Below are 14,443 nucleotides of genomic sequence, written 5' to 3' on the forward strand. Positions count from 1 at the left end.
ATTAGAGGCAACTATGATTCGTGTTGGGATTGCGGGCATCGGCTTCATGGGAATGGTTCACTACCTTTCGTACCAGAAGCTGCGCGGGGTGAAGGTCGCCGCGATTTGCGAGAGTAAGCTTAAGCGACTGAAGGGCGACTGGCGAGATATCCAAGGCAACTTTGGCCCGCCCGGCCAGATGATGGATCTTGCCGGTGTTAATACTTACAGCAACATCGATGAAATGCTTGCCGATCCGTCTTTGGACATGGTCGACGTGACATTGCCACCGGCTTTACATGCCGACATCGTTATTAAGGCTTTGCAGGCTGGAAAGCATGTGTTCTGCGAAAAGCCCATGGCGATGACGGTCCGTGATTGTGATCGCATGATCGCCGCGGCCCGCGTAGATTAGCTTACCGTTTTCGTAATAACCCAAGAGCAGCGAACCAAAGCCGACCCGCGAACCGGTCGGCTTGGTATAACCGCCGATCACGAATTCCTGTCGCTTGATGCATTTCGATTTGATCCATGCCGAGGAGCGGGCTTCGCTGTAGCCGCTTTGAGTCTGCTTCGAGACGATTCCTTCCATGCCGAGTTGGCACGCATTATCGAGGACGGAACTCCCCTGCCCTGCGATATGATCGCTGTAGCGAATGATCGAATCGTCATCCAGATTCTTGAACAGTTGAGCGAGCAATTCCTTGCGTTCGATCAGCGGAGTTTTCAGCAGCGAATACCCGCTATAGTGGGGCGCGTCGAAGATGTAGTAGACGATCTCTTTGTCGTCACCCCGTTTGAGCAGGTTTTGCAATTGCTGGAAATCAGGTCGACCATCGCGATCAAGCGAAACTACTTCACCATCGAGAATGGCAGTTTGAATCGGTAGTTGAGCCAGCGCTTTGGCGAGCGTGGGGAATTTTCGAGTCCAGTCGTTGCCATTGCGCGTGACGAGGCGGATCTGGCCTTGTTCGATGAAGGCCAGGATGCGGTAGCCGTCGAATTTCATTTCGTGCAGCCAGTTATCTCCCGTCGGTACGCTCGTGCCGAGCGTGGCCAGCTGCGGCTTGAATTCGGTGGGTTGCGATTTTTTCTTGGCGTCGGTCAACGTCGAGGGATTGACGGTAGAAGGCTTGCCGTTTCGCGCGGCACGGCTTGCTGGCTTGGATTTGGCTTTCGCTTTCGTTTTATGAGATTTTCCGTTGCTTTGCCAAACGTGATCTTTGGCCGCGGCGATTTCGTCCATATCCCGGCCCGAGAGTACGCTGTTCGGCTCGGTGGTGAGAATGTTTTTCTTCTTGTTTGCGGAGGTGTCATCGCTTTTGATGAGCAGCCAATTCTTTCCGTCTTCCCCTGCCCGGCCACCCATACGAACCAGCGACCAACGGCCCGTGAGTTTTTCGCCGTTTAAAACGAACGAGAGCTTGCCGCGCTTGTAATCTTTGACCGCGTCGCCCTCCGGCTCCCAGGTGCCGCGATCCCAGACCATCACGGTTCCCCCGCCATATTGCCCCTGCGGGATTGTGCCTTCGAAGTTGGCATAAGAGAGCGGATGATCCTCGACGTGCACGGCAAGTGATTTCACGGAAGGATTCAGACTGGGGCCTTTCGGCACGGCCCAACTTTTGAGCGTGCCGTCGAGTTCCAAGCGAAAGTCGTAGTGCAGATGGCTCGCCGCGTGTTTTTGAATCACAAAGCTGTGCCCTTGCGCAGCTTGGTCGTTGGCCTCCGGCTCAGAAGTCTTTCGAAAATTGCGTTTACGTTTGTATTCGGTGAGGCTCATGGTTAACCGGTACGTCGTTTCTTGGCGGCTGCCTTCCGCGAGGGAGTCTTTTTCTTATGCGTGGCCGTCTTGCGTTTGGTGGGTGTCTTCTTTTTGGCTTTTCCTGCCCCCGCCACGCTTTTCTTGAGCACGTCCATGAAGTTGATGGTTTGAGGTTCTTCTTCCTCGTCTTCTTCAGCATCTTCCACGTCGATGGCTTCGGTCTTGCCCGACTTGATTTTCTTTTCGATGAGCTTCATTAGCACATCGCGATATTCGTCGTGATGCTCGGCGGCATCCCACTCGGTGGTCATGCCATCGATGAGTTGGGCGGCGAGGTCAATTTCTTTCTTGCTGACTTTCAAAGTTCGCAGGTCATGCCCCGGCAAATCGAAATCGCCGAGGTCACGCAGCTCTTGATGAAATCGCAAAAGTTCAACGAGCAACGCATCGCCACTGGCAATTAGTGCGGCCAAATACTGCCTCGAGCGAATCACCACGCTGGCGATTCCCGCCTTGCCGGAGGCGGCGATGGCTTCGCGCAGCAGGACGTAGCCTTTCTCGCCCTTCTTGTCGGGCACAAGCACATACGGTCGGTCGAAGTAGCGAATATCGATTTGGCTGAGATCGACGAACTGCTCGATCTCGATCGTGCGCGTCATTTCGACCGAAGCTGTTTCGAGTTCTTCGTCGCTTAGCAGCACGTAGTTGCCGGATTCGTATTCGAAGCCTTTGACGATCTTGTCCCAAGGGACTTCCTCACCGGTTTCTTCATTGACGCGTTCGTAACGAATGCGGGCCGTATTGCGGCTGTCGATGAGACGAAAGCTGATGTCGGCCCGCTGCTCGGCGGAAAACAGAACGACGGGAACATTCACCAAACCGAACGACACATGCCCCTTCCAAATCGGACGAGCCATTGAAATACTCCCCAAAACGGGTGTGGTTTCGTAACCACCACCATGAATGCCATGGCACCATCGCTCCTTCGGTAAATCTGCCTAAACGCAGTCCCTGTAGAGAGGAGAATGCAATTGGAGTGCCACAAGGGATCGCGGCAGAAACGCAGGCGATTTAGACTTCGTAGCGCGTGAGGCTCGCCTTGGGCGCGCAAAGAATGACGAGAATTCCCAGGGCGTAGATCAACGAACAGGCTGCGCCGATGGCGGAGTAATCGTTATTAAACTTTGAAAACAAAGCCCCCGCGGCGAGAACACCACCGGCTGTGGCAAAGCGGCCGATGTTCATCGAGACGCCTGCACCGGTAGCGCGAATTTGAACGGGAAAGAGTTCGGGCAGATACAGCGGCAACCAGCCGAAGAATAATGTGGCCACCAGTCCTTGAGCAAAAACGATGGGCAGAAACGAAGGTTCAAGCGGAGCCGTCCATTGAAACATGGCCCACGTCAGAATTGTCGCGCCGATGCTAATCAGGATATACGACAGACGGCGACCGATGGCTGCCGCTAGAGGAGCGCCAACGAAGCTGCCGATTGTCGCGCCGATGGCCCAACAAAGTTGCGTTGTTGATTTATATCCGGGGACAGTCGCACCGCCGACGTGATCGGCCCAGGGAATCATCCACTTGCTGCCGGCCCAGGCACCGACAAGCGGCACCGAAGCGAGCAAAATGCCAAAGATGGTTGGCTTGAGCAAATCCCCTTGAAAGAGATTTCGCAATGGCTGCTTCGGCTGTTTATTGGACCCGCGCGAGGCGAGCCATTTTGGGGATTCGGGAAGAAAAACTAACACAAGGATTCCCAACACCAATGGCACCGCGGCTAAGCCGAACAACCACCGCCAGGAATCGGGCGTGATTTTGTAGAACATACCGATCACCGAAAGCAATACGATGCCGGCATTAATACCAGCGCCGAGAATGCCTGAAACGGTGGGGCGTGATTTATCGGACCAACATTCGGCGACAAGCGCGACGCCGTTGGGCCACATCCCGCCCACGCCAAGCCCGACGAGAAAGCGGAGCACGAGCATTTCTTCGCACGTGCGCACGAACATTCCCAAGCCGGCGAAGGCGGAATAAAACATGATGCTCACGCCCATCGCCCGCGCGCGGCCAATGCGATCGCCCAGATTGCCGAGGAAACTTCCCCCAATTGCAGCGCCGAGCATCAACGATGCCGTGTACCAAGCAAACCATTGCCCGCCGAGCTTGTCGGTGAATTGATCGCCGAGCAAACTCTTGGTGACTGAAAGAGATGCCACGGGCATGAGGCCCAATTCGATGCCGTCAAACACAAGCCCCGCGAACGCGGCGGCCAACACGGCCCAGCGGCCTCCGCGGGTTAATTCAGTCGTTGGTTGCGGCAATGACATGCTTGAGAATTACAAATTATTGTGATGAGAGTTTGACGTAGTCTTGATACGCGGCAGCGAGATCAGGCTCTTTGCCGGAATGAAGGAGAATTCCGTAGCGCAGTTGGAGCGACTCGCCCGGCTTCACTTTGATGTTACTTTCGTCACCCTTGTGAAAGGCTTGTTGGCCAAAGGGATTGGCGACAAGCAATCCGTAATCGCGGGCATGAAACCAACTGGGGCGGAAGTTGTCGGGATGGCACATCAAAGTGACGCCGACAGGCTTGCCGTTGATCGTGCCGCTGAAATCGCACCATTCGGAGGAGTTGCCCCAAACTTCGGCACCATTCTTTCGGCCAGCGGCATCGCGGATGGTGCCGGTGCCCGCGGGGATCGAGCCGCGTGGTTGTTGTTCGGAACGAAGCGGTGTGGCGAGGCGGATGCCGAGGCCCATTTCTTCCTGATCGCCGAAAGTGAATTCATTGTCGGACGAGAACGTGGAATTCCAAACCAGGAGCGTGCCTTCGGGTCGTTCGAGGAGATGGCATTTAAACATTTCATCGCAGACAACTTGCTTGGGATCTTTCTGATCGAGATAGCGGAAGCGCGCCGCGAACTCGCCGCCGTCCGAAGTCGCGTGTGGTTTCTCGGTGAATTCGACGAACTCCACCTTGGCGGCGTTGCGCCAGTAGTCTGATTCGTTCAAGATTCCAAACGCTAACCAAATTCCTGGGTGGAACAGCGGATGGTCGGCGATGTCGAGCTTCGGATCAGGCGGCTGGGGGCGGGTGACTTGCTCGCCGTTGGGGGCATGAACGGCTGCGAAGTAGGGCCGTGGAATCTGGGAATCTTGATACACGTATTCGGCAAGTGGCTTTTCCGTGAGTGTGATGATGAGCTTACCCGGTTGTGACGAATCAAAGGCGACTTCACCGGCCGACGTCGCCGCGCTGAACATTAAAAGAATCAACAGAATGAAAAACCATCTCACGGCATTATCCTCGCGCTTGTTCAACGGCATGAATGATCGCCGAGTTATCTTGCTCACCAAAGCCCGCTGCTTCGGCGGCGAGCAGAAGTTCGCGATGCACTTGTGATAAGGGAAGCTCGATGCCGGCGCGGTGGGCTTCTTCCAAAATCAGTCGTACGTCTTTGAGATGCTGCGAGAGTTTGCCTTGTGGCGAAAACTCTTTGTCGAGCATCTTTTGGCCCTTCACGTCCATCACCACGGAATAGGCATTGCCAGCTTGCAGCACGCCGAGCGCCGTGCGGGGGTCCATGCCGATGGCTTTGGCGAAGACCAGACCCTCGGCCAGCGCCACGCGGTTGAGCCCGAGCACCAAGTTGTTCACCAACTTCATCTTCGTGGCGGCACCCCAAGGTCCCAGATAAAAACTTTTGGGGGCGAGGCAGTCGATCACTTCGCGGCATTGCTCAAAGGCGTGTTCGTCGCCAGCGATCATCGCCAGGGCTTCACCGCGGCGGGTTTGTTCGCTTGAGGCGGCGATGGGGGATTCAAGATATTGCACACCCTGCTCGGCAAGCTGTTGCCCGAGCGCCGAAGTTTGCGATGGATCGCCGGTCGTCGTGTCGATCACAATTTGGCCTGGCTTAAAACCGGACTTCATCTGTTCGAGGACTTCAAGCACAACGTCGGTTGTGTAGAGACTGATGACAATCGTCTCGCAAACGGTGATCGGATTGTCGGACCAGATCGCGCCAGCTTGGATCAGCTCATCCGCTTTTTCGCGGGTGCGGTTCCAAATGTGTGTGGGATAACCAGCACCTAATAGGCGTTCGGCAAGGGCTGTCCCCAAGAGGCCGAGGCCGATGACGCCAACCGCGGGACGAGATGTTGAAGAGTTGGCCATGAAGAGAGGCTTGCTGTTTAACGGTTTACGATAATTCGCTGGCGGTAATGTTCGTCCGTGCGATTGTGAATTCGCTCGACGTTGTGGATGCCCATCGGATGCGGACCGCCGAAGGCGTAGGTTCCGCAAAGGATGCGGGCCGTTTTGACCGCCATGGCGGTGATTGCTTGCACTTGTTTGGCGGTTGCCCCCAGGGCCGTGAAACCGTGATTTTGCATGTAGACGGTTTTCGGGGGATGACCGACGCGATCGAGATATTTTTCTAGTTCGTCGCGAATCACCCGCGCGAGCACCACGCCGGGATCGACGTAGGGAACTAGCAACGGCTCGGGACCGCAAACGACGACTTCATCGGGAAACAGCCGATTTCGCAAGGCTTCTTCAAACCCCTGCGAACACGTAAATGCATTGATCGCGGTGGGATGCGTGTGGCCGACGAAATTCACACCCGGAACCGACAAAAAAACGGCATGAAACGACGTTTCCACGGAAGGAAGGCGCGTATCACTCGCATCGACTTTGGTGCCGATCAACTGCTGACGAACGGCTTCGTCGGTGGCGTTTGTCTCGTCGAGCATCGCCAAGGTGCGCTTGATATCGACTTCGACGAAGCTTTGCTCATCGAGCGTGCCGAGTTGTGTGCCGCTGGCCTTGATGAGAAACGTCTCGTTCGAAAGCCGCGCGGAGGTGTTGCCTTCGCCGAGGATCGCGCAATCTTGCTCCGGCGCACCGAGCCACCGTGATAGGTTCACGAGATCGGCGACAATTTCCCCGCGAGTGGGCATAGACAACTTTCGTGTAAGGCTTAAGACGGCATCGTGCCGCAAATGCTAACTTCCAATCCCAGGGCTTCGGCCATCGAGGCCTTGGCCAACAACGCGGCATTGGCTTCGGCGGCTGAATGGGCGTAGGCGACTTGAATGTGGTTGCTCTTGTGACGGGCCATCATCTGATCGCGGGACACCCCGTAGGTGACTGCGTGCATGATGGGCCATTGTGGTGTGGTTTCCTGCCAGCGACGTTCTGTTTCGGAGAGCGGAAGTTCGATCACTTTCGCGCGGCCGCAGTCCATTTTCAGTTTGCCCTCTTCGACGAAGATTCGCGACCAAACAATTTCGCCCGGTTTGGAAATGCCTTTGATCGTGCCGCCGCCGTTGGGAAAGTACATCGCCGGCTGGCGAACGCTCGTGACCCCCGCCCAACCACCGATCAAGTGTTCGGGCGGAACGCTACCGCTGATCTCGAAGACCCATACATATTCGTCAGTGGTGCCTGATTTGTCCCAATCGCCCCAACGCAGGTCATGCAGCGTGTTTTCCACGGGCTGGCCCATCGCCTTGTGAATGCGGTAGGTCATCAGGCCGTCGAGCCCCGCGCATTCATCGACTTCGTTGAAGTGTGGGATTGGCTCGTTCTCGTAAAGCACTCGCGAACCATCGCGGCTCGTGACGGGGGGGCGGCTGGTGTTGTTGAGGGTTCCTTCGACCAGATCGCTGGCGGGGAGCAAGTCTTTCAGGCCCTGTTGATACTGAATGCCAATGCAATCGCAGCCGAAATCGTCGGCGATTCGTACCGCGGCGATGTACATTTTGAGTTGCTGGCGGAGTTGCTCGTCGGTGAGATGTTCGGCGTGGTTGGGTCCGGTTTCAAATTTGATACCCTGCTCTTCCAACCATGAACGAGCTTTGTCGGCTTCTGCATCGGAAACCTGCGTCGTTTCGTAGTACAAGGCCGATTGACTAAGACGTTCTTTGTAAACGCCGGTGGGATTGAGCAAGTGATCGGGAATGATCGCGTTGAACATGCCCATGCAGCCTTCGTCGAACACGCCCATGATGGCTTTGTCGCGCTGCAATTCCTCGGCGAGGGCTTGACCGAGCTTGCGTTCGGCATCACCGACGGAGATTTTCTTGAATGGTTGAACATGGTCGACGGCGTGAGTGACTTTGCCGGTTTCGAGCCACGTCTTGAGTTTTTCGACGAATTTGGGATCGGCGAAATCATCGGCCCAGAGTGTTGAATAGTTGACGCCCGCTTTGGTGAGCGAGCCGTTGAGGTTCAGCATTCCCACCAAACCGGGCCAAGTGCCCGACCAGTTGGCGAGCGTCAGGATGGGGCCCTTGTGAGTGATGAGTCCGTGCAGCACATGATGCGAATATTGCCAAACGGCCTCGGCGACGATGAGCGGAGCCTTGGGATCGAGGTTGCGAAAAACTTCGAGCCCCTCTTTTTGCGAACTGATGAAGCCGTGGCGTTGGTCTTCTTTATAAGGATGAGCGCGAACAACGGTCCAACCCGCGGCGGCGACGGCCTTGCCGATCGCTTGTTCCATTTCGAGCTGAGCTGCCCAGCAGTTTTGATTGGCCGAGAGACGCAAGTCGCCGTTGGCCATCAGATAGACTTGCTTGGCCGCGAGTTGCGGGCGCTTGGTAAGTTTGGGTTGTAGGTATGTTGTCATGAATAAAGCCGCCGTGCTGAATAAGCTATTGTCACACGAACTTGCACAACCGAGTTCGTGCAAGCATGAATAGAATCGCAATTATGTTCTGATCTGTAACGAGTGTTAATAGGCACAAGCGATGAATCAACGCGATTAACAGCACAATGCAATCGAAGAGGTCCTGAATTGCAATGTCGCGCCGCAGAACTCAGGACGACGCGCGAAATTGTTGAATGACGAAATCTGTAAAAAACTCTCTGTGTGAACGGCAAAGAGTGCGGACGCCAGGGTTGCGATATAATGACCAAATAATGCAAAAACGACCGCTAGTTTGCAAGTCATGGGTTTGTTTAGTCTACTTATATAGGTATTCGCTCGTCGTTTTGATGTGATCTCTTCTTTATCGCAGTCTCCTTATCAGGCATTCCCATGTCGTTAGCAAGTTTGTTTCGAGGCACGGCTTTGGTGGTCGCGCTGGCAGTCAGTTCGTTGAATTGCGTCTACGGTGAATCCGAAGAGGAGGCTTACAGCCGAGCCATCACCGAGCGGGCTGGAAAAATCATCACAGGGATGACTTTCAGTGACCCCGACCAAGGGGAACGAGTACGAACGCTGATTGCCGATCAGTATCGTACTTTGCGCGATATTCACGCCGCGCGCGACAGCCAAGTTTCCACAGTGAAAGATTCAGCCGCCGTTGCCGGTTTCGAGCAGCAAGCGAAGCTGGCGATGTTTGAATCCCACAATCGATTTCTCGCACAATTGAACGCGGAACTCCCCTGCGATCAAGTCGAGAAGGTGAAAGATGGGCTGACTTACGGTGTGTTGCACCACACGTACAACGGTTATTTGGGGCAGCTGCCCGATCTCAATGACGAGCAGAAGCGAGCGATTCGTGCCTATTTGCTGGAAGCCCGAGAAATCGCCATGGATCAGGGTTCGGCCGACGAAAAGCATGGCGTGTTTCGCAAGTACAAGGGCCGGATCAACAATTATTTGTCCAAGGCTGGTTACAAGATGTAGTCGGTTGGCTTTTCACGTTTTTGATGTGAGGTAGCGACAGTGGGTTTCAAATATCTATTCGCAGGATTCTTGGTGCTGACTTGTGCGCAGATAGTCCACGCGCAGTATCCCACGATCACGCCGGAAGTCGCTGCGGAATCGCAAAAACGTTACGACGCGATGCGGCAACGCTCGGACGAAGCCTGGCAAAAAGCTTTGCCCACGATTGAAGCCGGCGAAAAGCATGGCAAGCCTTTTATTCCTTGGGCCGACCATCCAAATAAGCTGCCACAGGCGGAGATTCCTGCTTTCCCCGGGGCCCAAGGGGGCGGGATGTATAGTTTTGGCGGACGAGGCGGCAAGGTTTTTGTGGTGACCAATTTGAACGACCATGGTCCTGGGAGTTTCCGCGAAGCCCTAGAAGCAGGCGGGCCGCGGATAGTGGTGTTCAACGTGGCGGGGATCATCAAACTTGAGGAGCGGATCGTTGTTCGCGCGCCGTATATCACGATCGACGGCAGCAGTGCACCTGGCAACGGTGTTTGCATTGCTGGCGATACCGTGGAGCTTGAAACTCACGACATTGTGATACGTCACTTGCGTTTTCGCCGCGGTGCGACTTGGGTGGGCGATCGGAACGATTCGCTGGGGGGCAATCCGGTTGGAAATCTGATCATCGATCACGTTTCGGCGAGCTGGGGGCTTGATGAGAACTTGTCGATGTATCGGCACATGTATCAGCCGCCTGACGGCAGCAAAGAAATCAAGATGCCGACGGTGAATATCACGATTCAGAATTCGATCTTCAGCGAAGCGCTCGATACTTACAACCATGCCTTTGGCAGCACGTTGGGTGGCTACAACAGCACATTCCATCACAATCTGTGGGCGTGCAATTCGGGGCGGAACCCAAGCGTAGGGATGATTTTTGATTTCACGTTTGCCAATAATGTGCTCTACAACTGGCGACATCGCACGGTGGATGGGGGCGATCATCGCAGCTTTTTCAACATCATCAATAACTATTACAAGCCTGGGCCGATTACTGACGTGAACGATTCGGTCAGTTATCGCCTGCTCAAGCCGGAATCACGCCGGAGCAAGTTTTTTGACGGGGAATATGGCAAGGCTTATGTGGCTGGGAACGTCGTCGAAGGGAACGAGAAGGTGACGCAAGATAATTGGAATGGCGGGGTTCAAGTGGAACCCCCGGCGGGGATCGATGCGGCGCAGTTTATTCCCAAGATTCGCGCGAATGCACCCTACCCTCATGCTTACATCAAGCTGCAATCGGCCGACGATGCCTACAAGTATGTGATGCAGAATGCGGGGGCGACTTTGCCGATGCGGGACGCGGTCGATGATCGCGTGGTGAAAATGGTTCGCAGCGGCACGGTTACCTATGAAGATGGCCAGGGAATCATTACCGATATCGAACAGGTGGGCGGATATCCCAAATACGAAGGGGAACCTTACGCCGATGCCGACAGCGACGGCATGCCGGATGAGTGGGAAAAGAAGCATGGTTTGAATCCCGGAGATGCGAACGATGCTGCGGGCGACCTGAACGGCGATGGCTATACGCACATTGAAGATTTCCTGTACGGCCTCGATCCCCAAACTTTCTACGGCAAGTGGGATGCGCCGCGGACATATCGCGATTTGTTTTGGAATAACTAAGCTCGATTTTTAGGCTGCAGATTAAGCTCGGAAGAATTCTGTTTGTTGAGTACGATAGTTTTTATGGACAGAATTATTGCGACCTATTGGATAGAAACTCCCATCGCCGTAGACGATGCTGCAGCGGCGCTCGCTGGCGAGCAATCGTCGGGAACTTTCGTGGCTGTGCCCGGCGAAACCGAGGAGCTCAAGCAGCGTTTTGCCGCGCGAGTGGAGAATGTCGAACTGCTTGATGAAGTCGCTACTCCTAGCTTGCCGGGGGCCAAATCGCCGACCGGCAAATTTCAGCGAGCGCAAGTTTCTGTTTCCTGGTCGATTGAGAATGTGGGCCCCAACTTGCCGACGCTCATTTCGACCGTACAAGGCAACCTGTACGAGCTACGGCATTTTACGGGTCTCAAACTGCTCGATTTGGAGTTTCCCGAGTCGTTCACCAAGAATTATGTCGGACCACGTTTTGGCGTGGCTGGCACACGACGACTGATGGGCGTTGAGCATCGGCCCATGATTGGCACGATCATCAAGCCCAGTGTGGGTTTTTCGCCGGGCGAAACGGCGATTCTCGTGAATACCTTGGTGGAAGCGGGCATCGATTTCATCAAAGACGATGAGCTGATGGCCAATCCGCCGCATTCGCCGTTCGATGAGCGAGTCGATGCGGTGATGGACGTCGTGAATCGCCACGCCGATCATACCGGCAAAAAGGTTATGGTGGCGTTCAATATCACCGACGAACTCGACCTGATGCACGAGCATTACAACAAGGTTCTGCGTAGCGGGGGAACAGCCGTGATGATGAGTCTTAACAGCCTCGGCATCGCGGGGGTGAAGAAGATTTGCGATCAGGGTGATCTCGCCGTGCATGGCCATCGCAATGGGTGGGGGATGCTCAATCGCTCGCCAGCGTTGGGGATTGAATTCGCTGCTTATCAAAAACTTTGGCGGTTGGCTGGGGTCGATCAATTGCATGTGAACGGCATCCAGAACAAGTTTTGGGAGTCCGACGATTCGGTGGTGCGTTCTATTCAAGCATGCCTTAAGCCCATCGGTGTGGGCGAGACGATTTTACCCGTGGTTTCGTCAGGCCAATGGGGCGGCCAAGCGCCGGAAACGTACCGTCGGACGCAGACGTTGGACCTGCTCTATTTAGCAGGGGGCGGAATAATGGCCCATCCGGGCGGAGCAGGCGACGGGGTACGGGCGTTAAAACAAGCTTGGGTGGCAGCGGCCGATGGATTGTCTTGGGAGGAAGCCATCGCCGAGTACCCGCTTTTGAAACAATCGCATGAAAAATTCAGTTTGAAGTGACGAAGGATTTTTCATGAACGATCTTTTGCTGACCTATTACGGCGACGATTTCACCGGCTCCACCGATGCGCTCGAAGTGCTGGCGACGGCTGGTGCGAAAACGGTGCTCTTCACCGAGCCGCCGACGCGTGAAATGCTCGCGCAATATCCGGATGCCCAGGCCGTGGGATTGGCGGGCATCGCACGGTCTTTGCCGCCGACGGAGATGGAAGCCGAATTACGCCCCGCGTTCGCGAGTTTACATGGTTTGGGCGCGCGACATCTGCATTACAAGGTGTGTTCGACATTCGATTCGTCGCCGGAAATTGGCAGCATCGGCAAAGCGATCGACGTCGGCTGTGAATTCAATGACGCGGCCGTGGTGCCAGTCCTCGTGGCCAATCCTCGGTTAGGGCGTTACTGCGTGTTCGGCAACCTCTTTGCGCAAGAGAGCGTGGCCCAGGGGGGGGTGGTGTATCGGTTGGATCGGCACCCGAGTGCAAGTCAGCATCCTGTGACACCCATGCTGGAAAGCGACCTTTGCCGGCATCTAGCTCAGCAAACGACAAAGAAAATCGGGCTCATTGACATTTTGAAGTTTTCATTAAGTTTCGGCGAGCAGCGCGAATATTTGCAGGAAATCATCGCCGAGGGTGCGGAGATCGTTTTTTGCGATGCATTATCCCCGGAGCAGATGACGCGACTGGGGGGCCTCATCGATTCTCTGGCTTCTGATGGCAAGACCCTTTTCTCGGTAGGGTCGTCGGGGATGGAGATGGCCCTGGGAATGCACTGGCAGGCGACCGGGCAGCTAGCAGGCCGTCAGAGCTGGCCAGCAGCCGCTGCCGGGGGGCCGATTCTGGTTGCTTCGGGTAGCTGTTCGCCCGTGACGAATGGGCAAATTGACTGGGCTTTATCCCGGGAATTTGCGGAAATGGCCCTCGAAACTTGCGTTCTTACGGATGAAGATTGCAAGTCTTATCTCCTGCAAGTCACCGCAAAGGTGGTTAACCTAATTAATGAAGGCAAGAGTGTGATCGTTCACACTGGTAAGCTCGATTTGGGCGCTTGGCAGACAAGCACCAGCGGGCAACTTGCCGTACGGAACGCACGCTCTTTGGAAAACCAGGCTTGGTGCACGCGTCGTTTAGGCGCGGCCTTGGGGCAGATCATCTCTTCGGTTGCGGAACAAACTTCGTTGAAACGTGTATGCCTGGCTGGGGGGGATACCTCCAGCTATGCAACTCGCGAAATGGGAGTGACGGCGCTGGAAATGATTTGTCCTACGATGCCCGGCGCTCCCCTCTGCAAAGCAACCGCCCCGGGGCGACCCGTGGATGGATTGCAGATTTGCTTTAAGGGGGGGCAGGTTGGCAAAGAGGATTATTTTGGCTCGCTGTTATAAATCAACAATTCGCAAGTAGCACATTTCCGTGGTACCGACGAAACGCAAAACTTTAGCCCTGATTCATACCTCGTCCACGCTCGAGCCGGTGTTCGCCAAGCTCTGCGCCGACATGGACTTGGCTGTTGATCTGTTGCATATCGCCGACGATTCGCTGATTCGCGACGTCATTGCCGATGGGGCACTCAGCGAAGGCACCAGCCAGCGCGTACGCGATCACATTGCCGCCGCCGAACGTGCCAATGCCGATTACATCATGGTGACGTGCTCCTCGATTGGCCCCGCGGTTGATTCCGCGAAGCGCAATGGTTCGGTACCAATTCTACGAGTCGACCAACCGATGGCTGATCAGGCCGTGCGGCTGGGCAATCGAGTGGGAGTGATTGCCACGTTGCCGACAACGCTGGTGCCAACCGCGGAACTCATTCGTCGCCGCGCTAACGACGTGGGTAAGGAAGTTGAGATTACCGCACATCTCTGTACGGGTGCTTTCGAGGCACTTATGAGTGGCAACGTTGCGGAACATGACGCCGCAGTGTTGAAAGCTTTAGAAGACTTGAAAGGCCGCGTCGACGTGATTGTGTTAGCCCAAGCTTCGATGGCGCGTGTGATTGAGCAAATGGTTAAGAGCGAAATCTCGGTGCCGATCCTGGCAAGTCCACCGATCGCGGTAGATTTCCTCAAAGACCTGCTGTAGCATTTGG

At 55.3% G+C, this 14,443-nt stretch carries 13 protein-coding genes; 6 read left to right on the forward strand and 7 right to left on the reverse strand.

Features of this window, described 5'->3' with window-relative positions; translation table 11 throughout:
• The first annotated feature begins 13 nt into the window (after positions 1-13).
• Positions 14-394 (forward strand): Gfo/Idh/MocA family protein, encoded by a 381-nt coding sequence (locus SH678x_RS08590; RefSeq protein ID WP_496922486.1) that lies wholly within the window; start codon positions 14-16, stop codon positions 392-394.
• Here SH678x_RS08590 and ligD read toward each other — a convergent pair.
• The 7 genes from ligD to SH678x_RS08625 form a co-directional block, all read right to left on the reverse strand.
• Positions 275-1,762 carry a non-homologous end-joining DNA ligase gene (gene ligD, locus SH678x_RS08595; protein ID WP_496922487.1) on the reverse strand — a complete coding sequence of 496 codons (1,488 nt, stop codon included), beginning with the start codon at positions 1,760-1,762 and terminating at the stop codon, positions 275-277. The genes SH678x_RS08590 and ligD overlap by 120 nt on opposite strands.
• Before the next feature lie 2 nt (positions 1,763-1,764).
• A complete protein-coding gene (gene ku, locus SH678x_RS08600) occupies positions 1,765-2,661 on the reverse strand; it encodes a non-homologous end joining protein Ku (RefSeq protein WP_496922488.1) in 897 nt (298 codons plus the stop codon).
• Positions 2,662-2,815: 154 nt separating this feature from the next.
• Complete coding sequence (locus SH678x_RS08605) at positions 2,816-4,075, reverse strand: MFS transporter (protein ID WP_496922489.1); 1,260 nt, start codon at positions 4,073-4,075, stop codon at positions 2,816-2,818.
• 16 nt (positions 4,076-4,091) lie between these two features.
• Complete coding sequence (locus tag SH678x_RS08610) at positions 4,092-5,045, reverse strand: DUF6807 family protein (RefSeq protein WP_496922490.1); 954 nt, start codon at positions 5,043-5,045, stop codon at positions 4,092-4,094.
• Between the two features lie 4 nt (positions 5,046-5,049).
• Positions 5,050-5,925: an NAD(P)-dependent oxidoreductase gene (locus SH678x_RS08615; protein WP_496922491.1), complete on the reverse strand. Its 876-nt coding sequence runs from the start codon at positions 5,923-5,925 to the stop codon at positions 5,050-5,052.
• 17 nt (positions 5,926-5,942) lie between these two features.
• Positions 5,943-6,710, reverse strand: coding sequence for a class II aldolase/adducin family protein (locus tag SH678x_RS08620; protein WP_496922492.1), 768 nt, complete (start codon positions 6,708-6,710; stop codon positions 5,943-5,945).
• 20 nt (positions 6,711-6,730) lie between these two features.
• Entirely contained in the window at positions 6,731-8,383 is a 1,653-nt protein-coding gene (locus tag SH678x_RS08625; protein ID WP_496922493.1) for a fucose isomerase, read from the reverse strand.
• Positions 8,384-8,794: 411 nt separating this feature from the next.
• Here SH678x_RS08625 and SH678x_RS08630 point away from each other — a divergent pair, with 411 nt between their 5' ends.
• The 5 genes from SH678x_RS08630 (at position 8,795) to SH678x_RS08650 (ending at position 14,436) form a co-directional block, all read left to right on the forward strand.
• Positions 8,795-9,388: a DUF3826 domain-containing protein gene (locus SH678x_RS08630; protein WP_496922494.1), complete on the forward strand. Its 594-nt coding sequence runs from the start codon at positions 8,795-8,797 to the stop codon at positions 9,386-9,388.
• Positions 9,389-9,427: 39 nt separating this feature from the next.
• Complete coding sequence (locus SH678x_RS08635) at positions 9,428-11,047, forward strand: pectate lyase family protein (protein ID WP_496922495.1); 1,620 nt, start codon at positions 9,428-9,430, stop codon at positions 11,045-11,047.
• A 63-nt stretch (positions 11,048-11,110) separates the two neighbouring features.
• On the forward strand, positions 11,111-12,355 hold the full coding sequence (locus tag SH678x_RS08640) for a ribulose-bisphosphate carboxylase large subunit family protein (protein ID WP_496922496.1): 1,245 nt from the start codon (positions 11,111-11,113) through the stop codon (positions 12,353-12,355).
• A 13-nt stretch (positions 12,356-12,368) separates the two neighbouring features.
• The gene (locus SH678x_RS08645) at positions 12,369-13,739 is read left to right on the forward strand and encodes a four-carbon acid sugar kinase family protein (protein WP_496922497.1); all 1,371 of its coding nucleotides are present in this window, start codon (positions 12,369-12,371) and stop codon (positions 13,737-13,739) included.
• A gap of 28 nt (positions 13,740-13,767) precedes the next feature.
• Entirely contained in the window at positions 13,768-14,436 is a 669-nt protein-coding gene (locus SH678x_RS08650) for an aspartate/glutamate racemase family protein (RefSeq protein ID WP_496922498.1), read from the forward strand.
• Positions 14,437-14,443: the final 7 nt, after the last annotated feature.

It is taken from the genome of Bythopirellula superficialaquae, from assembly GCF_059632245.1.

Bases quoted from the DNA above. Each gene is read 5' to 3' on its own strand.
- SH678x_RS08630 (WP_496922494.1), top strand. From the start codon at position 8,795: ATGTCGTTAGCAAGTTTGTTTCGAGGCACGGCTTTGGTGGTCGCGCTG.
- SH678x_RS08615 (WP_496922491.1), bottom strand. From the start codon at position 5,925: ATGGCCAACTCTTCAACATCTCGTCCCGCGGTTGGCGTCATCGGCCTC.
- SH678x_RS08590 (WP_496922486.1), top strand. From the start codon at position 14: ATGATTCGTGTTGGGATTGCGGGCATCGGCTTCATGGGAATGGTTCAC.
- SH678x_RS08620 (WP_496922492.1), bottom strand. From the start codon at position 6,710: ATGCCCACTCGCGGGGAAATTGTCGCCGATCTCGTGAACCTATCACGG.
- SH678x_RS08605 (WP_496922489.1), bottom strand. From the start codon at position 4,075: ATGTCATTGCCGCAACCAACGACTGAATTAACCCGCGGAGGCCGCTGG.
- SH678x_RS08645 (WP_496922497.1), top strand. From the start codon at position 12,369: ATGAACGATCTTTTGCTGACCTATTACGGCGACGATTTCACCGGCTCC.
- ku (WP_496922488.1), bottom strand. From the start codon at position 2,661: ATGGCTCGTCCGATTTGGAAGGGGCATGTGTCGTTCGGTTTGGTGAAT.
- SH678x_RS08640 (WP_496922496.1), top strand. From the start codon at position 11,111: ATGGACAGAATTATTGCGACCTATTGGATAGAAACTCCCATCGCCGTA.
- SH678x_RS08625 (WP_496922493.1), bottom strand. From the start codon at position 8,383: ATGACAACATACCTACAACCCAAACTTACCAAGCGCCCGCAACTCGCG.
- ligD (WP_496922487.1), bottom strand. From the start codon at position 1,762: ATGAGCCTCACCGAATACAAACGTAAACGCAATTTTCGAAAGACTTCT.